The sequence below is a fragment of the Streptomyces sp. NPDC005955 genome, assembly GCF_042871255.1.
Lineage (GTDB): Bacteria > Actinomycetota > Actinomycetes > Streptomycetales > Streptomycetaceae > Streptomyces.
On sequence record NZ_JBIAIF010000004.1, the window covers coordinates 484,076 to 503,570 of the forward strand.

Annotated in this window: 20 protein-coding genes; 14 read left to right on the top strand and 6 right to left on the bottom strand. The window is 73.5% G+C overall.

The window, feature by feature from the left end:
• Positions 1-223 precede the first annotated feature (223 nt).
• The gene (locus ACFYOU_RS13810) at positions 224-592 is read left to right on the top strand and encodes a hypothetical protein (protein ID WP_391305560.1); all 369 of its coding nucleotides are present in this window, start codon (positions 224-226) and stop codon (positions 590-592) included.
• Positions 593-932: 340 nt separating this feature from the next.
• Here the strand turns inward: ACFYOU_RS13810 and ACFYOU_RS13815 are convergent, their stop codons facing one another.
• On the bottom strand, positions 933-1,778 hold the full coding sequence (locus tag ACFYOU_RS13815) for an ABC transporter permease subunit (protein WP_391305561.1): 846 nt from the start codon (positions 1,776-1,778) through the stop codon (positions 933-935).
• Positions 1,775-2,686, bottom strand: coding sequence for an ATP-binding cassette domain-containing protein (locus tag ACFYOU_RS13820; RefSeq protein ID WP_391305563.1), 912 nt, complete (start codon positions 2,684-2,686; stop codon positions 1,775-1,777). Before ACFYOU_RS13820 ends, ACFYOU_RS13815 begins: the two co-directional genes overlap by 4 nt.
• Positions 2,687-2,819: 133 nt before the next feature.
• Between ACFYOU_RS13820 and ACFYOU_RS13825 the strand changes: the two genes are divergently transcribed.
• The 6 genes from ACFYOU_RS13825 to ACFYOU_RS13850 all read left to right on the top strand — a co-directional run bounded on the left by ACFYOU_RS13825 (position 2,820) and on the right by ACFYOU_RS13850 (position 8,966).
• On the top strand, positions 2,820-4,148 hold the full coding sequence (locus ACFYOU_RS13825) for a histidine kinase (protein WP_391305565.1): 1,329 nt from the start codon (positions 2,820-2,822) through the stop codon (positions 4,146-4,148).
• Complete coding sequence (locus ACFYOU_RS13830; protein WP_391305567.1) at positions 4,145-4,804, top strand: response regulator; 660 nt, start codon at positions 4,145-4,147, stop codon at positions 4,802-4,804. Before ACFYOU_RS13825 ends, ACFYOU_RS13830 begins: the two co-directional genes overlap by 4 nt.
• A gap of 508 nt (positions 4,805-5,312) precedes the next feature.
• Positions 5,313-5,825 (top strand): lytic polysaccharide monooxygenase, encoded by a 513-nt coding sequence (locus ACFYOU_RS13835; protein ID WP_391305568.1) that lies wholly within the window; start codon positions 5,313-5,315, stop codon positions 5,823-5,825.
• A 250-nt stretch (positions 5,826-6,075) separates the two neighbouring features.
• Positions 6,076-7,344 carry an MFS transporter gene (locus ACFYOU_RS13840; protein WP_391305570.1) on the top strand — a complete coding sequence of 423 codons (1,269 nt, stop codon included), beginning with the start codon at positions 6,076-6,078 and terminating at the stop codon, positions 7,342-7,344.
• Between the two features lie 91 nt (positions 7,345-7,435).
• Positions 7,436-8,194, top strand: coding sequence for an MBL fold metallo-hydrolase (locus ACFYOU_RS13845; RefSeq protein ID WP_391305571.1), 759 nt, complete (start codon positions 7,436-7,438; stop codon positions 8,192-8,194).
• A 7-nt stretch (positions 8,195-8,201) separates the two neighbouring features.
• Complete coding sequence (locus ACFYOU_RS13850; RefSeq protein ID WP_391305573.1) at positions 8,202-8,966, top strand: PIG-L family deacetylase; 765 nt, start codon at positions 8,202-8,204, stop codon at positions 8,964-8,966.
• 48 nt (positions 8,967-9,014) lie between these two features.
• On the opposite strand, the gene ACFYOU_RS13855 is transcribed toward ACFYOU_RS13850, so the two are convergent.
• Positions 9,015-9,995 (bottom strand): hydroxyacid dehydrogenase, encoded by a 981-nt coding sequence (locus ACFYOU_RS13855; RefSeq protein WP_389766447.1) that lies wholly within the window; start codon positions 9,993-9,995, stop codon positions 9,015-9,017.
• Positions 9,996-10,483: 488 nt separating this feature from the next.
• On the opposite strand from ACFYOU_RS13855, the gene ACFYOU_RS13860 reads away from it, so the two are divergent.
• The 5 genes from ACFYOU_RS13860 to ACFYOU_RS13880 all read left to right on the top strand — a co-directional run bounded on the left by ACFYOU_RS13860 (position 10,484) and on the right by ACFYOU_RS13880 (position 15,173).
• Positions 10,484-11,341 carry a methyltransferase gene (locus ACFYOU_RS13860; RefSeq protein ID WP_391305804.1) on the top strand — a complete coding sequence of 286 codons (858 nt, stop codon included), beginning with the start codon at positions 10,484-10,486 and terminating at the stop codon, positions 11,339-11,341.
• 202 nt (positions 11,342-11,543) lie between these two features.
• Positions 11,544-12,650 (top strand): hypothetical protein, encoded by a 1,107-nt coding sequence (locus ACFYOU_RS13865; protein ID WP_391305575.1) that lies wholly within the window; start codon positions 11,544-11,546, stop codon positions 12,648-12,650.
• 52 nt (positions 12,651-12,702) lie between these two features.
• On the top strand, positions 12,703-13,824 hold the full coding sequence (locus ACFYOU_RS13870; protein ID WP_391305577.1) for a hypothetical protein: 1,122 nt from the start codon (positions 12,703-12,705) through the stop codon (positions 13,822-13,824).
• 243 nt (positions 13,825-14,067) lie between these two features.
• Positions 14,068-14,511 (top strand): SPW repeat protein, encoded by a 444-nt coding sequence (locus ACFYOU_RS13875; RefSeq protein WP_389766224.1) that lies wholly within the window; start codon positions 14,068-14,070, stop codon positions 14,509-14,511.
• A 206-nt stretch (positions 14,512-14,717) separates the two neighbouring features.
• Positions 14,718-15,173 carry a peroxiredoxin gene (locus ACFYOU_RS13880; protein WP_387001252.1) on the top strand — a complete coding sequence of 152 codons (456 nt, stop codon included), beginning with the start codon at positions 14,718-14,720 and terminating at the stop codon, positions 15,171-15,173.
• A gap of 3 nt (positions 15,174-15,176) precedes the next feature.
• On the opposite strand, the gene ACFYOU_RS13885 is transcribed toward ACFYOU_RS13880, so the two are convergent.
• Positions 15,177-15,950 carry a response regulator gene (locus ACFYOU_RS13885; protein ID WP_391305579.1) on the bottom strand — a complete coding sequence of 258 codons (774 nt, stop codon included), beginning with the start codon at positions 15,948-15,950 and terminating at the stop codon, positions 15,177-15,179.
• Positions 15,947-16,912 (bottom strand): histidine kinase, encoded by a 966-nt coding sequence (locus ACFYOU_RS13890; protein WP_391305581.1) that lies wholly within the window; start codon positions 16,910-16,912, stop codon positions 15,947-15,949. The genes ACFYOU_RS13885 and ACFYOU_RS13890 overlap by 4 nt, the downstream gene beginning before the upstream one ends.
• 314 nt (positions 16,913-17,226) lie before the next feature.
• Between ACFYOU_RS13890 and ACFYOU_RS13895 the strand changes: the two genes are divergently transcribed.
• Positions 17,227-17,712, top strand: coding sequence for a cation:proton antiporter regulatory subunit (locus ACFYOU_RS13895; RefSeq protein ID WP_385495830.1), 486 nt, complete (start codon positions 17,227-17,229; stop codon positions 17,710-17,712).
• Between the two features lie 4 nt (positions 17,713-17,716).
• Positions 17,717-19,018 (top strand): cation:proton antiporter, encoded by a 1,302-nt coding sequence (locus ACFYOU_RS13900; RefSeq protein ID WP_391305583.1) that lies wholly within the window; start codon positions 17,717-17,719, stop codon positions 19,016-19,018.
• A gap of 73 nt (positions 19,019-19,091) precedes the next feature.
• Here ACFYOU_RS13900 and ACFYOU_RS13905 read toward each other — a convergent pair whose 3' ends face one another.
• Positions 19,092-19,490: a hypothetical protein gene (locus ACFYOU_RS13905; RefSeq protein WP_389766216.1), complete on the bottom strand. Its 399-nt coding sequence runs from the start codon at positions 19,488-19,490 to the stop codon at positions 19,092-19,094.
• Positions 19,491-19,495 lie beyond the last annotated feature (5 nt).

Sequence of the window (19,495 nt, forward strand, 5' to 3'; positions counted from 1 at the left end):
CGTACGCGCGGGTACATACCTAGGGCACGTGCCCCGGCCGACCTCGAAGGATTCATTACCGTAGGCACACTCCGTAGAACGCGGTACTCAGCGCTGGACGCGCGACCGTAGCCGGGCGACGTGCGGTCCGGCTCGGCTCGCCCCGGCGGGCCCCGGGGGCGAGCCTGGTAGTGACGGCCCGGCGGCCGACCGGTCCCGCACCCCTGAGAGGGGATGACCCATCGTGAACAGCACGACACACCCCGCGGCCGAGGTCGTGGTGGAGTTGAGCGACTGCTCCAAGGACGACGCGGGTACGGTCTTCGGCGTCCTGCGGTCCGTCTTCGACTGCGACCGGGGGCCGCAGGACCTTCCGCAGGACGCTGCGGGCGGACGTCCGTCCGTCTGGTCGGCGACCTTCGACACCACCAGCATCCGTGAGGCACCCCCGGCCACGCCCCTGCACGACTCGGTCACGGCCGAGGTGCAGGGCGGTTACCTGGCCGTGGACCGGTTGCGCACGGCGCTCGCGGCGGCGTTCACGGTGGCCCAGGAGGGCATGGCGGCCGGGGACCAGGAGAAGGAAGTGGAACTCCTGCTGCGCAGCGGCTGACGGCTCCCGGGGCCGGGCCCGTGCCGGACCGTCCCGGGCGCGTCGCACGCGCGGGCGTCCGCGCGCCCCGTGATCCGCCGAGCGCCTTCCGCGACGACGGGCGAGCGCCGGAGCGCGGCGCGCGCTCCGGCGCTCGTGGATGCGCCCTGTGTCCCGATGGTTTCGCAGCTTCGACGGGGGCGCTCGCCCCGGGGGGCGCTGCGCGGGTGGGGTCAGGAGGGCGTACGGGGGCGGGCGCCGCGCGGTGGCCCCGCGCCGCCGCTCCCTCGACGCACCGGCTCGCACCAGCGCGCCCCGCCCGCTCCTCGTCGCCCGGTGTCCCCGGGACGGCCCCGGCCGCTCACTGGTCCCGTGCGTGGACCCCGATGACGGCGATCACACCGGCGGCGCAGGCCCAGACCGCGTAGACGGTCCAGGCTCCGCCGGTGGTCCACGGGAAGGCGACCGGGGCGTGGTCGACGTCGACGAGCCGGAGCCACGCACGGTAGGGCAGGGTGTGTCCGGCGACCGCCGACCAGTGGCGGCCGTCGGTGAGGAACAGCGGCAGCAGCGCGGTGACCACCACCGTCGTCATCATGGTGGAGGCGGTGTGCCGGATGACGGCACCCAGTGCCAGGCCGGCGAGCGCACACACCGGGGCGAGGAGCGCCGAGGCCACGACGACGCGGAGGGCTCCCGGGTCGCCGAGGGAGACGCCCACGTCGCGACGGTCGAAGAGGGCCTGCGTCACGGCGAACGAGAGCCCGGCGACGACCGTGCCGAAGACGGTGGTGACCACGGTGACGACGACCGCCTTGGCCGCCATCACCGAGCGGCGGGCCGGCACGGCCGCGAACGTCGTCCGGATGGTGCCCGTGCTGTACTCGCCGATGATCGTGAGGGCACCGATCGCGCCGAGGGCGAGGGCCAGGAGCAGGGCCGCGTTCGCGGTGAACGCGTGCTGCAACGCGATCCCGTCCCCGACGAACGCGCCGCGGTCCCCCGCCACCTGGAGCTCCCAGGTGCGGTACGTGTCGTAGGCGGTGCCCACGTTGAAGCCGATGACGGCCAGGGCGGCGGCCCCGTAGGCGATCCAGGTCGAGCGCAGCGAGCGGTGTTTGCCCCACTCGGCGGCGACCAGGTCACCGAAGCGGGCGCGGGGGGTGCGGGCGGGTACGGGGCCGGTCCTGTTGGCGGTGGCGGTCATCGGGACTCCCCTCCTCCGGGGAACTGCACCCGTTCGGCGGTGAGTTCCATGAACGCCTCCTCCAAGGAGGCCGATGCGCTGGCGAGTTCGTGCAGCGGGAGGCCGTGCCCCTGGGCGACCTCGCCGATCCGCGCCGCGGTCAGGCCGCTCACGGTGAGCCGCGCGCCTTCGAGGTGCACGGCCGCGCCCTCGGCCGTCAACAGGTCCCGCAGGGCGGTCGCGGCGGGCGTGGTCACGGTGACGCGCTGCCGGTCGCTGCGGGCCGAGAACTCCGCCAGGCTCTGGGCCGCGATCAACTCGCCGCGGCCGATCACGACCAGCTGATCGGCGGTGTGCTCCATCTCCGACATCAGATGGCTGGAGACGAACACGGTGCGCCCCTCGGCGGCGAGCCGACCGAACAGTTCGCGTACCCACTTCACTCCGGCGGGGTCCAGGCCGTTGAGGGGTTCGTCGAAGAGCAGGACCGGGGGGTCGCCGAGCAGGGCGGACGCGATGCCGAGCCGTTGCTTCATACCGAGCGAGAACCCGCCGATGCGGCGCCCGGCGACCGCAGCGAGACCGACCTCCCGCAGCACCTCGTCCACCCGGGACCGCGGAATACGGTTGCTGCGCGCCAGCGTCGCCAGGTGCGCCACGGCACTGCGCCCGCCGTGCACGTCGTGCGCGTCGAGGAGGGCGCCGACCTGACGCAGGCCCCGACGACGGTCGCCGAAGGGCCGTCCCTCGACGGTGGCCGTGCCGCTGGTGGGCCGCTGCAGGCCGAGGACCATCCGGAGCGTGGTGCTCTTGCCGGAGCCGTTGGGCCCGAGGAAGCCGGTCACCCGGCCGGGGCGCACGGTGAAGGTCAGGTCCTTGACGGCGGTCGTACCGCCGTACCTCTTGGTGAGTGCGTTGACTTCGATCACGGTGTCCACGGTGCCGTTCGGCGCCACCGCCCGTCGTCGGACCGGTGCTGACAATCGCCGAGTGCGGGTGTCGACCCCGGCTGTACGACCGCAGAACGATGCCCCGTTGCGGGTACCCGCCTACGATCTCGGCATGCCCGCCTCCGCACCCCCGCCGTTGCCGCTGCTCAAACGCGTACCGCCGGGCCTGTGGACGGCGCTGGTGTGGGTCGCGGCCACGGTGCAGCCCGTCGTGGAGTACGTGCTGATGCCGCCGCGGCAGCAGTACTCCCTCAGCCATCCCCGGGACGGGCTCGACTCGTTCACGGCCCGGGCGCTGCTCGCCCTGGCCTTCCTGGTGGTGCTGACCGGCAGCGCACTGCTGCGCCGACGGACCGCGCCGGCCTACGGGCTGGTGCTCGTCGGCACGGTCATCTCGTCGGTGGCCTGGCGGCAGAACGAGGTCCTGCCGCTCCCGTTCCTGGCGGTGGACGTCGCCCTCTGCTACGTCGCGGCCACCCGGACCCGGCGTACCGCGATCGTCGCCGCCGGCGGCGCGTTGGGCGTGCTCGCCGGTTACCTGGTCCTGCGGTGGGTCAGGGGGGAGGAGTCGGGCACCTCCTCCGAACCGTTCGTCGCCCTGACGGTCGTCATCGCCTGGCTCATCGGCAACTCGGTGCACCAAGCGCGGGCCCACACCGCGGAGTTGCACGCCCGGGCCGCCACCCAGGCCGTCACCGCCGAACGGCTGCGCATCGCCCGCGACATGCACGACACGGTCGCCCACAGCATCGGCATCATCGCCCTCCAGGCCGGGGCCGCAGCCCGGGTGGTGGACACCCAGCCGGCCAGGGCCCGCGAGGCGATGGTCACGGTGGAACACGTGGGGCGCGAGACGCTCACGGGACTGCGGCGGCTGCTGGGGGCGCTGCGGCAGGCCGACCGGGAGGAGGAACCCGCCCACGGGGATCAGGGTCCGACCGGCCGTGACCGGGGGCGTGCACCCGCTCCTTCGGGGCCGGCCGACGGGCTGGGGGATCTGGAACGGCTCGCCGCGACGACGACGGCGGCCGGCGTCCGCGTGGAGGTGTGGTGGCGGGGCCGGCGCCGCCCGCTGCCCGCCGACATCGACCTCGCGGCGTTCCGCATCGTCCAGGAGGCGGTGACCAACGTCGTACGGCACTCGGCCGCCGACCGCTGTCAGGTGACGGTCGACTACCGCGAGGACGAACTCCTCGTCGAGGTCGTCGACCGAGGGAAGAGCAGCATGAACACCCAGCACATCCAGCACATCCAGCACACCGAGCGCACGGCGGCCGTGGGCACCGGGTTCGGCCTGGTCGGCATGCGGGAGCGGGTCGCCCTGTTGGACGGCCGCTTCACCGCCGGTCCGCGTGCGGGCAGCGGCTTCCGCGTGGCCGCCCGACTTCCCCTGCCGACCGCGGCGGGCACCGGACCCGCAGCGACGACGGAAGCCCGATGAGCATCCGCGTGGTACTCGCCGATGACCAGCCCCTGGTCCGCGCCGCCCTACGGATGGTCATCACCGACACCACGGACATCGAGGTCGTGGGCGAGGCCCGGGACGGCGCCGAGGCGGTCCGGCTGACCGGGGAACTCGCCCCCGACGTGGTGGTGATGGACATCCGGATGCCCGGCACGGACGGCATCGAGGCCACCCGGCTGATCACCAGGGGCACCAGCGGCGCCCGCGTCGTCGTCCTGACGACCTTCGATGACGACGACTACGTCTACGGGGCGCTGCGCGCCGGCGCTTCGGGGTTCCTGGTCAAGGACATGGCGCTGGACGACATCCTTGCCGCGGTCCGCGTGGTGGCCGCCGGTGACGCCCTCGTGGCGCCGAGCGTCACCCGTAGGCTGATCAAGGAGTTCGCCGCCCGCCCCGCGCCGGAGCCGCGACCGCGGACGGAGCTCCGGCGCATCACCGACCGGGAACGTGAGGTGCTCACCCTGGTCGGCAAGGGCCTGTCCAACACCGAGATCGCCGATCGGCTCTCCATCAGCGTCGCCACCGCCAAGACCTATCTGACCCGGCTGCTCTCCAAGCTCGACGCACGTGACCGGGTGCACCTCGTGATCCTCGCCTACGAGGCGGGGTTGGTTGCCCCGTCCTCCTGAGCGCGCTCCCGTCGCCTCCCGCACTCCCGTCTCCTGCCGCTCGGCCGGGCCGTCGCCGGTGCGGGTGCGCCCGTTGCCGAAACGGCACGGATCGTTTCGGCCGCGCTCCGGGGAGGAAGGGTGAACCCGACGCGGGGATGCGGTGAATGGTTGCCTGCGGTATCCGTCCCCGCACCGACGACCCCGCGGGGCGACATGTCGGTCTCTCCCGGATTCCGTCGTCCCCGCCCCCGGTGACAGACCCACCCCCGCCACGACATTCCCGGCACCGCCCGATGCCCAACTCGACTTCCTTCCACCCCTCTTGACGCTTCCCGAGCCATCGGTATGGTCTGAACCAGTCAGCAAAGCAGAGCAAATCCTTCCGGATGAACGTGGCCCGTTCCGCACCCTCGGTACGCGGACGGCCACGACTCCTGGCCCCACCCACGAGTGGCCGTCCCGCCCCGCCCGGGCTCCCCACGCCCCGCGGAACGAACCGGGACGGCTCCGAAACGAAGGAGAGACCGTGCACTCCAGGAAGAAGACCGCCGCGATCATCGGCGTCGCACTCGCCCCCGCCATCGCCCTGAGCCTCCCGGCCTCCACGGCCAGCGCCCACGGTTACGTCTCGTCCCCGCCCAGCAGGCAGGCGCAGTGCGCTGCCGGAACGGTGAGCTGCGGCGACATCAAGTACGAGCCGCAGAGCGTGGAAGGCCCCAAGGGGCTGCGCAGTTGTAGCGGCGGCAACGCCCGCTTCGCCGAACTCGACAACGACGGGAAGAACTGGACGGCCACTCCCGTCAGCCGCACCACTCAGTTCAATTGGCGACTGACAGCCCGTCACGCCACGAGCACCTGGCAGTACTACGTCGGGGGCCGCAAGGTGGCCGAGTTCAACGACGGTGGCGCCCAGCCCGGTTCGACGGTGAGCCATTCGGTCAACCTCGGCGCCTCGGGCAAGCAGAAGGTGCTCGCGGTGTGGAACATCGCCGACACGCCCAACGCCTTCTACGCCTGCATCGACGTCAACATCCGCTGACCGAAGGCCCCGACGTCCGGGACGGACTCCGGACACCACCGCGTCGCCGCGTCCCCTCGGGGACGCGGCGACGCGGCACGTCCGGGGCCGTGGAGCCGGCACCGACCGGGTGCGGTCCGCACGAGGGGCCACCGCCCGGGCACCACGGCCGGTTGTGCCCACCCCCGGACCGGTTGTTTGATCGGGGGACCCCCACCCCGCTTGGATACCGACGGTCAGTGAGGACGTGCGAACCGTCGGAGGCGCCCGGGTGAGCGGAAGAAGACGGACGTTGGGGCGCCGGTTCGGACGGCTGTGGGCCGCGTACGCCGTCAGCACGTACGGCACCTCCCTCGGGTTCGGCGCTTTTCCGCTGCTGGCGGTCCTCGTGCTGGAGTCCGGGCCGGCCCAGGTGGCGGCGCTGGCTGCCACCGGACGGGCCGTGGGCGCCGTGCTCGCGGTGCCGCTCGGCCCGTGGGTGGAGTTCCGCCGCAAACGACCGGTCATGGTGGCCATGGACCTCACCCGGTGCGCGGCCCTGCTCAGCATCCCCACCGCCTTCGTGTGCGGGGTGCTGAGCTTCGCCCAACTCCTCGTCGTGTCCGTGGTCGTCGCCGCGGCCGGCATCGCCTTCAGGGCGGCCAGCGGCGCGTACCTCAGGTCGCTGGTGCCCGCGGCGGACCTGCTCGTCGCGAACAGCCGGTTCGAGTCCACGACCTGGACCGCGACCATGGTCGGACCACCCCTCGGCGGGGCCGCGATCGGGATGTTCGGTCCGGTGACGACCGTGCTCGTCGACGCGGTCAGCCATCTGCTCTCGGCCCTGGGCATCCGCTCCATCGGCGGGACGGAACCCCGCCCCGTGCGGACCGGCGCACCACGACCGCGCGCACGCGATCTGCTCGAAGGGTGGCGCCACATCCTCACCCGCCCCGCGCTGCGCCCGCTGTTCCTCAACACGATCCTGGTCAACGGTCTGATCATGGCCTCCGAGCCGCTGCTCGCGGTGCTCCTGCTGCGCGACCTCGGGTTCGCACCCTGGCAGTACGGTCTCGTGTTCGCCCTGCCCTGCATCGGCGGCCTCGTCGGCTCACGGCTGGCGCACCGGCTCGTGGCGCGCCACGGACAGCACCGGGTGCTCCTCGTCGCGGGAACGCTGCGCGCCTGCTGGCCCCTCGGGCTGGCGTTCGTCCCACCGGGCGCAGCCGGGATCGTCCTCGTCATCACCGTCCAACTCGGCCTCGTGACCTGCTGCGGCCTGTTCAACCCCGTACTGGCCACCTACCGGCTCGACCACACCGACCCCGACCGCACCGTCCGCACCCTGACCGCCTGGTCGGTCAGCACCAGTGCCTGCATCGCGGTGCTGACCGCCGGATGGGGCCTGCTGGCCGCCCTCACCAGCCCCCGCACCGCGATCGCGGCCGCCGGGGTGCTCCTGCTCGCCACCCCGCTGCTCCTCCCGCGCCGGGCCGCCCGACCGGGACACGCACCGGAGTCCGGCCCGCCGTTCCTCGCTCCCGAACCTCCGCTCCCGTAGCCTTCCGCACGGCCCGACCGCGGTGCCCCGGACGCCCGGCCGGGCGTTCCCCGACGCGCCACGGCGGCGAACGCAGGAGGAAAGGGGCGCCATGCACACGGGCACGATCGTGGAGGCCGCACCCGGGGTGCACCTGGTGCACGGCAGCGACACCAACTGGGTGGTCATCGCCGACGGGGACGCGGTGACCCTGGTGGACACCGGCTACCCCGGGGACCGGCCGCGGCTGCTCGCTTCGCTCGCCGAGTTGGGCCACCGGCCCGGGGACGTCGTCGCGGTCCTCGTCACCCATGCGCACAACGACCACATCGGCTCGGCCGAGCACCTGAGCCGGGCCCACGGCATCCCCGTCCTGCTGCATCCGAGCGAAGTGCCCCACGCGCGGCGGGAGTTCCTGCACCAGATCGGGGTGGGCACCGTACTGGCGAACGCCTGGCGACCCGGTGTCCTGCCGTGGGCCGTACGGGTGCTGCGCTCGGGCGGGACGGAGCACGTCCCGGTGACCGGGGCGCGGGCCTTCCCGGTGGCCGGCGCCCTGGACCTGCCGGGGCGGCCGGTGCCCGTCCACACCCCTGGCCACACGGCGGGCCACTGCGTGTACCACCTGCCGTCGAAGGGCGTGGTGATCTCCGGCGACGCCCTGGTCTGCGGACACTCCACGTCCCGGATCCGGGGTCCCCAACTGCTGCCGCCGATGTTCGACCACGAACGCGCCGGGGCCGTCGCCTCCCTCCCCACCATCGCGGAACTGGACGGGGACGTGCTGCTCCCCGGCCACGGACCGCTGTACCGGGGATCGGTCGCCGGGGCCGCCGCCCGGGCGGCCGAGCAGACCGGCGGAAGGGCATGATGGGGTGATGGACACGCCGGAGCAGGCCGTGAGCGGGGCGTTCACCCCGCTGGCCGAGGACTGGAACAGGTGCCTGACCGTGGTCGCGCACCCCGACGACATCGAGTACGGCACGGCCGCGGCCGTCGCCCGTTGGACGGCACAGGGAAAACAGGTCACGTACCTGTTGGCCACGCGGGGCGAGGCCGGGATCGCCACCCTGCACCCTCAGGAGGCGGGGCCGCTGCGCGAACGGGAGGAACGGGCCGGTGCGCGGGAAGTCGGCGTCAGCACCGTGGAGTTCCTCGGCCACCGGGACGGCGCCGTCGAGTACGGCCTGGACCTGCGCCGGGACATCGCGCGGGCGATCCGCACCCACCGTCCGGACGTGGTGGTGACCGGGGAGTTCGCGATCCGGATGGTGGAGGGCTACACCAATCAGGCGGATCACCGGGCGGTCGGACTCGCCGCGCTGGACGCGGCCCGGGACGCCGGCAACCGGTGGATCTTCCCGGAACTCGCCGATGAGGGCCTCACCCCCTGGGACGGGGTCCGCATGGTGTGCGTCGCGGGCGCCGAACGTCCCACGCACAGCGTCGAGGTGACGGGCGAACCCCTGGAACGGGGCATCGCCTCCCTCTCGGCGCACGCCGCGTACATCGCGGGCCTGGGCGAGCACGCCTTCGATCCGCGGGCGTTCCTGAGCGGCATGGCCGAGGCCGCCGGACGGGCCGCGGGGGTGCCGGCGGCGGTCCTGTTCGACGTCCACGAACTGATCCCGCCCCAGGAGTGAAGCCACCGGCGCCCGGCGCACCGCTCGGGGGCGGGGCGCGGCCGGTGGCTAGGCCATGAAGGGCAGCCGGGTCCGCAGGACGGGGTGGGCGAAGCCGTGGCCCTGCGCCCACCGGGTGACCTCGGCGACCGTCAGATCGGTGAGCCGCCGCCACTCGTTGCCCTGGGAGCCCGCGAGGTGCGGGGTGATGAGGACGTTGTCGCACTCCCAGAGCGGATGGTCGGACGGCAGCACCTCGGGGTCGGTGACGTCGAGGACCGCCCGGATCCGGTCGGTCAGCAGCAGGTCGGTGAGGGCGCTCTGGTCGACGACGGCGCCCCGCGCGGTGTTCACGAGCACCGCGTCCTGCCGCATCGAGGTCAGCAGAGCCCGGCTGACCAGCCCTTCCGTCTCGGGCAACAGGGGCGTGTGGACGCTCACCACGTCGCTGGCGGTGAAGAGTTCGGCGAGCCCGACCGGTCGCGCTCCGAGGGCCCGCACCTCCTCGTCGGTGACGTAGGGGTCGTGCAGCAGGAGTCGGAGGTCGTACGGACGCAGGAGTTCGAGCACCCGCCGTCCGATGGTGGAGGCGGACAGGACACCCACCGTGCGCCGGTAGTTGCCGTCGCTGCGGGGGATGCCGAACCCCTCGTCCCGGGTGCGGGCGCCGCGGTAGGCGCGGGCGCGTTCGACCACGCGCTTGCCGGAGAGCAGGATCATCGCCACCGTGTACTCGGCGACGGGCAGGGCGTTGGCCGCGGCGGCGGACGAGACCTCGATCCCGCGGTCCCAGCAGGCGTCGGTGATGTGGTGGCGCACCGAGCCGGCCGTGTGGACCACCGCCCTCAGCCCCGGTGCGGCTGCCAGTACCCCGGCGTCGAGGGGTGGACAGCCCCAGCCGGTGACGAGGAGTTCGACGTCGGCGAGGGCGGCGCGGGCGTGATCGGTGTCGAAGTCGTCGAGGACCGGCAGGGCCTGGAGGTCGCAGACGGCCGCCAGCGCCGCCAGGGTCTCCGGTTCGAGGAGGGCGGTCGCGGCCTGTTGGGACATGGCGACGGCTGCGCGGGGACGGACGGACGGGGTGGTGGCGCTCAGGCCGGTCGGGGTCACGGCTCGCTTGCCTCTCGCGTCGGACGGGGTCGACGTGCTCCGGCGGACGGCCGGCCCGTACCCGCCCACCGCGGTGCGGGTACGGGCATCCTGGGCGTCCGTTCCGGAATCGGTCAAGACGACGGCCGGGCGGACCGCCGGGGCGGTCATATGAACGATTGCGCGGGAACGGGGCGTCGTGCCGTAGGACGGGTGCGTCGTCCCGTGAGGACGGGGGCATGTTCGGCGCCGACCGGGGCAGGCGCACCGTTGCAGGGGTGACACCCGCGAGCGCCGACCCCGGTCCTTCGGCGCTCGCCCGGGGCCGGCCGGCCCCGCGTTCCTGGGACGGGGCGCGGGGAGGCCGGTCCGTACGGTTCCATGGGGGCATGACCGACGCGATCAAGAACACCGACGAAGAGGTTCACGGGCGCCCGGACGTACGGCCGATGGCCACGGCGGGGCCGGACGCCCTGCCGGACGAGGCGCTGCGCATGATGGACGCCAACCGGGCCAACTGGGACGCGCGCACTCCGGTTCATCTGGCGAGCACCTTCTACGGGCTGGAGGAGGACCTCGATCCGGCCCGGTGGTTCGCCCCCTTCGAGTGGGACGACCTGGGACCACTGGACGGAAGGGACCTGGTCCACCTCCAGTGCCACCTCGGCACCGAGACCCTGGCCTTCGCCGAGCGCGGTGCGCGGGCCGTCGGCCTCGACCTGTCGGGGTCCTCCGTGTCCGCGGCGCGGTCCATCGCCGCGCGGGCCGGCGCCGAGGTGACCTATGTGCAGGGCAATGTGTACGACGCCGAACAGGCGCTCCAGGGGCGGCGGTTCGACCTGGTGTACACCGGCAAGGGGGCGTTGTGCTACCTGCCGGACCTGGACCGCTGGGCCCGGACGGTGGCCGCGCTGTTGCGTCCGGGCGGGCAGCTCTACCTCGTGGAGTTCCATCCCCTGCTCAATGCGCTCGGCCCCAAGCCGGGCGCCGATGACGGGCCGGAACTCCTCCTGCGGCACGACTACCTGGCGGGGCGGGGCGCGATCCACCGGGACGGCCGGTACACCTACACGGACGGTCCGGCCGTCGAAGGGGCGACGGACTGCTTCGAGTGGATGCACGGACTCGGTGAGGTCGTGACCGCGGTCGTCGGCGCGGGGCTGCGCATCGAGGTGCTGCGGGAGCACGACGAGTTGCCGTGGCCGCGGTGGCCCGGCATGGTCCGCACGCCCTCCGGTTGGTGGCGGCTGCCCGACGAGGCGCCGCGCGTGCCGCACCTGTTCGCCCTGCGGGCGTCCGCGCCCTGACGGTCCCCGCACCCGGACCGCTACGCTCACCCCCGTCGTGACGCGACCGCGCACCCGTACCGCACCGACCGGTGCGCCGACGGCCGCGGAGGCGGGGAACCGCAGCTGACGGCCGCGCGTCGTCGGACGGGAAGCCGCACAGGTGGCGGGTGCGGGACGGATCACACGACCGGGGAACGGCGAGGGGCACGGGGTGGGCACGATGGGCGGCGACCCTTCGACGGGCGACGGACGACGGACGAACGGGGCCGGGCCCGGACGGCGGGGCTGGCGGGCGGTGTTCGCCGGGGGCGCGGTGCTCGTCCTGCTGGCGGCGCTGCTCACCACCGGCTGGGCGACGGACCGGTGGCCGTTCGACGAGGAGGATCGTTACTGCTGGGGGGCCTGGCAGGAGAACAGCGGCCCCTCGTTCCTCTCCGACGCCCGGGTGGCGGAGGGCGGCGCCCGCACCGCCACCGAGCGGGGGCCGACCCCGGACCGCCCGAACGGAGTCTGCACGCTCAGCATCGGCTCCGGCGGTGAGGAGGACCTACGGTCCGAGATCACCGTGACGTACGGGCCCGCGCCCGAGGAGGCCGCCCCGAGGTGGGACTGGTTGCTGTCCCACCTCGGGGGTTCCGCGGTGCCCCTCCCGGACGGGCTGCCGGGCGCCGTGACCGGCGGTTCGGGGCTGTTGGTGTTGCCGGAGCGCTGTGACGCCCCGGACGGTCGCCCGACGACGGTGACGCTGACCGCGGAGTCCAGCCGGAGCACGGGCGACGGCCGCCGGGCCGCGTCCACCGGGTTCGGCGGCGCGACGAGCACCGCACGGCTGCTGGTGGCCGCGGCCAACGCGGCCAAGGAACGCGCGGGCTGCGCGGGCCCCGCCGTGCGCACGGACTCCCCCGTGCTCACCCTGCCCGAGGACCCGGAACGGTTCGCCCACTCGCCGCTGTGCCGGATCCCCGGCCTGGAGGTGGACGAGGAGACCGCCGCCCTCCTGGCCGGCTACCAGGTGGGTACGGTCGGCCCCGACCTCCAGTCCTGTTCGGTCGGGTACCGCAACGGCACGGGGACCCACCTCTCGGCGCTGATGGTGGCCGAACCCCGGCTGGTGACCCTGCTGGACGGGGCGGTGGGGAACCGGCCCCCGGCGAAGGGGTGGCGCGCCACCGGTTCGTTCACCGCCGACCACCGGGTGCTGCGCACCGAGTGCGCGGGCCGCCCGGTGGCGTTCGTGATGAGCGGGATGAACGAGGAGCGGGCGGGAGCGTTCGCCGACTCCGTCGCCGCACGGTTGGGGTGTCCCGCCGTGGCGCCCCGCCCGTGACCCGCCCCCGTAGCCGCCGACCACCCGCCCCCGCGCACCCTGGGAACAGACGATGACCACCACGCCCGAAGCCCCGCACGCTCCCGACGCCCGGGCCCCCCGGTGGCATCCGCGCCGTCTGCTGCGCGGGGCACCGCGCACGGCGCTGATCGCCGCGACCGTGGGCGCGCTGCTCGGTGCCGGGGTGACCGCGTGGCGGGCCGAAACAGGGCCGTTCGCGCGGGCGGCCAGCTGGTGCGGGGGAACGTTCGACGACGCGGACGTGGAGCGGCTGTTCCGGGGCTCCCCGGACGTGACGGGGGCACTACTCCCGCTCTGGGAGGGTCGGCGCAGCCTGTCCGGCCCGGCCGGCACCTGTCGTCTCACCAGCGACACCTGGCAGGTCACCGTGCGGGTGCACCGGTTGGACACCCGGTACGCCGGGGCGGGCCGGTGGGCGGACGAGTTCCTCGGCGCGCGGCTCAGCCCGCTCGGCGGCGGGCTGCTCGGCATGGCTTCGGACACCCGGGCGTGGCTGGCCCTGCCGGACGGCTGCACGGGTCGGGCCGACCAGGGCGAAGGGCCGACGGTCGTGGACGTCGTCAACGGTGCGGGGAACGCGGGCGACGAGGTCGACGTCCGGGACCGCGCCGTACTGGCCCGCTCGGTGGTCCGCGCGGTCAACGCCCTCACGACTCGGGAGGGTTGCCCCGGTACCGTCCCCGATCCCGTCAAGGACCTGCCCGCGCCCCCCGAGCACCGGGACGAGGCGGCCGACGCGTTCTGCGGGATCAAGGGGCTGCGATTGCCGGGGAAGCGGACGTACGAGGAGTACCGGCCCCTGGTCACCGAGGGCGCGGGCCCGGTCCGCACCTGTGACCGGGGGAACGGCCCGGACCGTCCTGACCTGCGGTTGATGACGGTCTCCGATCCCCGGTTGGCGCAGGTCTTCGACCGGTTGGCCACGGACGCCGGGACGCCCGTGCGGCACGACCGGGGGCGGGGGGTCGTCCGCGCCGACCTGGGGGCGTTCCGGGCCGAGTGCCCCACGGGTCCGGTGGTCTTCCTGGTCGCCGCCGAGGACGGGGAGCGCGCCGGCGACGTCCGTGCCCTGCTGCCCGGCTACGTGCGGGCGGAGGCGGCCCGGGTGGGCTGCGGGGAACTCCGGATCTCGCTGCCGGACGCTTCCGGCTGAGGGCCGCGGGGACGGTGACCCCGGGGTCCGCCCGTCCCGTCCGGCGCATACCGTCCGGTCCGTCCCGTCCGGCGCTTCCCGCCGGGGGCGGACGCGGAGCGGGTCAGGCACTCCGGGAGGAAGTTCCCCGTCAGCGGCCTACACATAAAGAAAAAATGAGAGCACTATGGACATATCGACACATGCGGCGCAAAGGCGCCGCACCCGTTCGATCGCACCGGCGGAACGAAGGAGTCGAGTCCCATGGCCGACGTCTCACATCAGAGGGCGGACATCACCTCCCACCCTGATGCATCCGAAATGCGGGCCCGGTACGAACGCGTACTCGGTGGCCGCGACGTGGCGCTCGTGGACGGACCGGTGTTCCTCGTCGGTCTCTACTGCGCCATCTCCCCGTGGACGGTCCACTTCGCGGCCGGCCAGCCCACCCTGGCGACCCACAACCTGATCGTGGGCATCGCGATCGCGGCGCTGGCCCTCGGGTTCACCGCGATGCCGGCCAGGATGTACGGCCTCAGTTGGGCCATGTGCGCCATGGGCGCCTGGCTGGTCATCGCGCCCTGGGTGGTCGGCAGCAGCCCCGACACCGGTGTCATCCTGAACAACGTCATCGTGGGTGCGCTGACGTTCGTGCTCGGGCTGGTGTGCGTGGGCGCGGCGATGCGGACCGGCCGTCAACAGAAGTGACGGCCGCCCAGTTCCCCGCACCCCACCACTCCCCCGCCACCGGCCGGTCCCGCCGCAGGTGCGGACCGGCCGGTGGCCGCCGCGCGATCCTCAGCTGCGGTGGGACCGGGGCCGGTTCGCGCGGGCGCGGGGCCCTGGGCTACCGTCCGGCAGGACGCCGGGACACGGCTCGTCGGCCCCGGCCCGACGAAGGGACGTACACGCGCATGAACGTCGGTGACCCGGTGGAGGACTTCACGCTCCCGGACGAGACGGGAACCTCCCGTACGCTCTCGCACCTGCTGCTGGACGGTCCGGTGGTGCTGTTCTTCTATCCCGCCGCGATGACGTCGGGGTGCACGGCCGAGGCGTGTCACTTCCGCGACCTGGCGGCCGAGTTCCGGGCGGCGGGCGCCCAGCCGGTCGGGATCAGCGGGGACGCCGTCGAACGGCAGAAGGAGTTCGCGGACCGGCACGCGTTCGGTTACCCGCTGCTCGCCGACCCGGACGGGGCGGTGCGGGAACGGTTCGGGGTGAAGCGCGGGTTCTCGCTCGCGCCGACCAAGCGGGTCACCTTCGTGATCGGCACCGACCGCACGGTCCTGGAGGTGGTGCGCAGCGAGCTGCGGATGAACGTGCACGCCGACCGGGCGCTCGCCGCGGTACGGCAGTGGAGCGCCTGACCCTCAGGGGTCGATGAGGCCGGCCCGGATCGCGTACCGGGTGAGTTCCAGGCGGTCCTTGAGGCCGAGTTTCTGGAGCAGGTTGGCCCGGTGCCGCTCGACCGTCTTGACGCTGATGACCAGCAGGTCCGCGATCTCCTTGGAGGTGTGCCCCTCGGCCACCAGCTTGAGGATCTCCTCCTCGCGCTCGGTGATCGTGCGGGCGGGCAGCCGTTCGCCCGCTCTGACCCGCTCCAGATAGCCGCGCACCAGTGCGGGCACCGCCCCCGGGTGCACGAAGGGCTCGTCGCGCATGGCGGCCCGGCACGCCTCGACCAGGTCCCGGTCGGCGACCGACTTCAGGACGTAGCCGCTCGCGCCGACCTTCAACGCCTCGAAGAAGTACTGCTCGTTGTCGTACATCGTCAGGAAGAGGATGCGCAGGTGGGGCAGGCGCCTGGTGAGTTCCCTGGCCGCCTGGAGGCCCGTCATCCGGGGCATGCCGATGTCGAGGATGGCCAGGTCGACCGGGACCGCCCGGGCCCGGGCCACCGCTTCGGCGCCGTCTCCGGCCTCGGCGACCACCGTCAGGTCGGGCTCGCCGTCGAGGATGAGCCGCACTCCCCTGCGGACGAGGGCGTGGTCGTCGGCGAGGAGGATGCGGGTGGGGGCGCTCCGGGCCCCCGTGGTGGGTCGTCCCGCCGGGGCCGGCGGACGGGCGGACCCCGCGGGTTGCCCGGGTCGGCGGCCCGGCGGTCTGGGGGTGCGGCCGGCGGTGGGCGGTTCGGGGGCGGTCATCGGTCGGATTCCTCCAGCGGTTCGCGGACGCAGAGCAGCACTTCGGTCCCCGGTGCCCCGGGCCGGGGACCCACGGTCAGTTCCGCGCCGATCAACAGGGCGCGTTCCCGCATCCCCCGGATGCCGGCCCCCTCGGGAGCGCCGGCGATGCCGCGACCGTCGTCGAGGACCCGCAGTTCGGTGCGGTCCGGCAGCCGGCGCAGCTCCAGGGTGACGTGCGCAGCGCGGGCGTGGCGGGCGGCGTTGGTCAGGGCTTCCTGTGCGACGCGGTACAGCACGAGTTCCGTGTCGTGGTCGAGACAGGGCGCGGTGTCGGCGGCCCCGGTGAAGCGGGGACGGACGCTCACGTCGTGGTCCGGGAACTCGGCGACCAGGGCGCGCAGTGCGCTGGTGAGACCGAGTTCGTCGAGCACTCCGGGGCGGAGCCTGCGGGCGATGCGCCGGATCTCGTCCAGACTGCCCCGGGTGGCCTCCTGGGCGAGGGAGACCTCTTCCCGCAGCTCGCCGGGCGCCCGGTCGGCGACCCGCTTCAGCTGGAGGAGGACGGCGGTCAGGGTCTGCCCCACCTCGTCGTGCAGTTCCTGGGCGACGCGCTGGCGCTCGTCCTCCTGCGCGGAGAGCACCAGGGCCGTGCTGCTGGCCCGATCGTGTTCGAGCCGGTCCAGCATGGTGTGGTAGGTGCCGATCAACTCGGCCATCTCGGCGGGGCCGGTGACCGGGGGGCGCCCACCGGGGCGCAGCAGGTCGGCGGTGGCCATGGCCCGGTTGAGGCGGCCGAGCGGGGCGAGGCCGATGCGCAGGATGACGGCGCTGACGACGAGCATCAGGGCGAGGCCCGCCACGACGGCGAGCGCTTCGCCCGGCAGCACCGGCGTGGAGACCGTCACCGGGCCCAGCAGCAGGACGGCGGCCACGACCAGCATGGCGGCGTTCAGCAGGAAGATCCGCCAGAACAGCGACACGCTCCCCGTACCTTTCTCGTACGTGCGCGTGGCGGTCCACCCGCCACGGCCCCCGGACCCGCGGCGCGGACCTCTCCCCCGCCAGTCTCGCCCACCGGTCGGGATACCGTCCATCCGTGGTGACACCCATGTCCGCGGTGCCGTGCTGATGGCAGCATGGGGCGGCTCCGCGGGCCCCCTCCCGAGCCGACCGGTCGCACGGACGACATCGCGTTCGACGGACCGGTGGGCGGGGACGGGCGGACCGCATGATCGAATTCAAGCCACACGCATCAACGCATCAACAGAGAAACGACAACGAGGGGGGACAGGCTGTGCCTGCTCCACGGATGCGGACGACGCCCCTGCCGGGGATCGGCGTCCAGTACGACCTGACGACACGGGAGCATCGGCACCTGTCGGTGGTGGCCCACCGGGACGGCACCCGCACGGTGAACGTCTACCGCTCGGACGACCCCGACGCCTGCGCGCACTCGCTGCACCTGTCCGGTGCCGAGACGGCCTCCCTGATCGACGCGCTGACCCCGGAGCACCACAGCTCCAGTCTGCTGCACACCACCGACCTGGGCCTGGTGGCCGAGCGGATCGAGCTCGCCGCGGTGTCCGCGTGGAACGGCAAGGTGTTGGGCGACACCCGGATCCGCACCGATACCGGCGCTTCGGTCGTCGCCGTGCTGCGGCGGTCCGGGGCGATACCCTCCCCGACGCCCGACTTCCGGCTCGCGGGCGGCGACACCCTGATCGTGATCGGCACCCGTGAGGGTGTCGAGGCGGCGGCGACGATTCTCGGGCAGGAGTGAGCGCGTGCATTCTGCGGTCCTGCTGATCGAGTTCGGTGCGATCATCCTCGCCCTGGGGCTGCTCGGACGCATAGCGGGCAGACTCCGCTTCTCGCCGATACCCCTCTACCTGCTGGCGGGGCTCGCCTTCGGGCAGGGCGGGTTGCTGCCGCTCGGGGCGAGCGAGGAGTTCATCGCGACCGGGGCCGAGATCGGGGTGATCCTGCTCCTGCTGATGCTCGGCCTGGAGTACACGGCGAGCGATCTGGTGTCGAACCTGAAGACGCAGTACCCGGCGGGTGCCGTGGACTTCGCGCTGAACGCCCTGCCCGGGGCCGCCGCCGCGCTGCTGCTGGGCTGGGGTCCGGTGGCCGCCGTGGTGCTGGGCGGCGTGACGTGGATCTCCTCGTCCGGAGTGATCGCCAAGGTACTGGGCGACCTGGGCCGGGTCGGCAACCGGGAGACTCCGGTGATCCTCAGCGTGCTGGTCCTGGAGGACCTGGCGATGGCGGTCTACCTGCCGATCGTGACGGCGCTGGTGGCCGGGGTCTCCCTCGCGGCGGGCAGCGTGACGCTGGCGATCGCACTGGGGGTCGCCGGTCTGGTGCTGTTCGTCGCGGTGCGCTACGGACGGGTGATCTCGCGGTTCGTGTCCAGCGACGACCCGGAGAAGCTGCTGTTGGTGGTGCTCGGTCTGACGATCCTGGTCGCGGGCATCGCGCAGGAGCTCCAGGTGTCGGCGGCGGTCGGCGCGTTCCTGGTGGGCATCGCCCTGTCCGGCGAGGTCGCCGAGGGCGCCCACACCCTGCTGAGTCCGCTGCGGGACCTGTTCGCCGCGGTGTTCTTCGTCTTCTTCGGGCTGCACACGGACCCGGCGAGCATTCCGCCGGTGCTGGTGCCGGCGCTCGCCCTGGCCGTGGTCACGGCCGGCACGAAGATCGCGACCGGCTACTGGGCGGCGAAACGCGCCGGAGTCGGGGTGAAGGGCCGTTGGCGGGCGGGCGGCACGCTCGTGGCGCGCGGCGAGTTCTCCATCGTCATCGCGGGTCTCGCGGTGGCGGCCGGCGTCGAACCGTCGCTCGGCCCGCTGGCCACCGCGTACGTCCTCATCCTGGTGGTGATCGGTCCGGTGACCGCCCGCTTCACCGAGCCGGTCGCGGCACGTGTCACCGCGTACCTGCGGGAGCGGCGCGGAACGGAGCCGCCGCTGGCGGACGGTACCGGTGACGCGTGCGACGCTCCGGGCGGCGCACCCGAGCAGCCGGTGGCCCTGTCGAAGGCACCGGACTCCGCACCCGGGGTGGAACGGTCCTCGGCCCTGGAATGAGCGCCAGGGGTGTCCGTCCGCGCGGACGGGCACCCCACGGGCCCGGGTGCGGTCCCTGGGACCGCTCCCGCGGCTACCGTGGCGGCGATATCCGCCGGTAGGCCGTGCGGGCATGGACCACCCGGCCGACCAGGGTGCCGGTGAGCGCGGCGCCCGCCAACAGGGACATGCGTTGGAGGTCCACGGAAGGGCTCCAGGTCAGCACCCCGGCGGGCGGAATCCCGAAGGCGTTGAAGAACAGCCAGCACAGGCAGGCGATGCCGGGGACGGCCCCGAGCCGGGCCCGGGTGCCGAGCACCGCGGCGAGCACGGACAGGGCCGCGAGGTGCACCAGCGGCTCACCGGGCCCGGCCACCTGGTTGAGTCCGCCGACCAACAGGGCCGAGCCGAGGACTGCGCCCGTCCACACGCGCGGTGTCGCCAGCGGTTCGGGGACCGCTCTCGCTCCGGCACTCAGCAAACGCCACTGCACGTGTC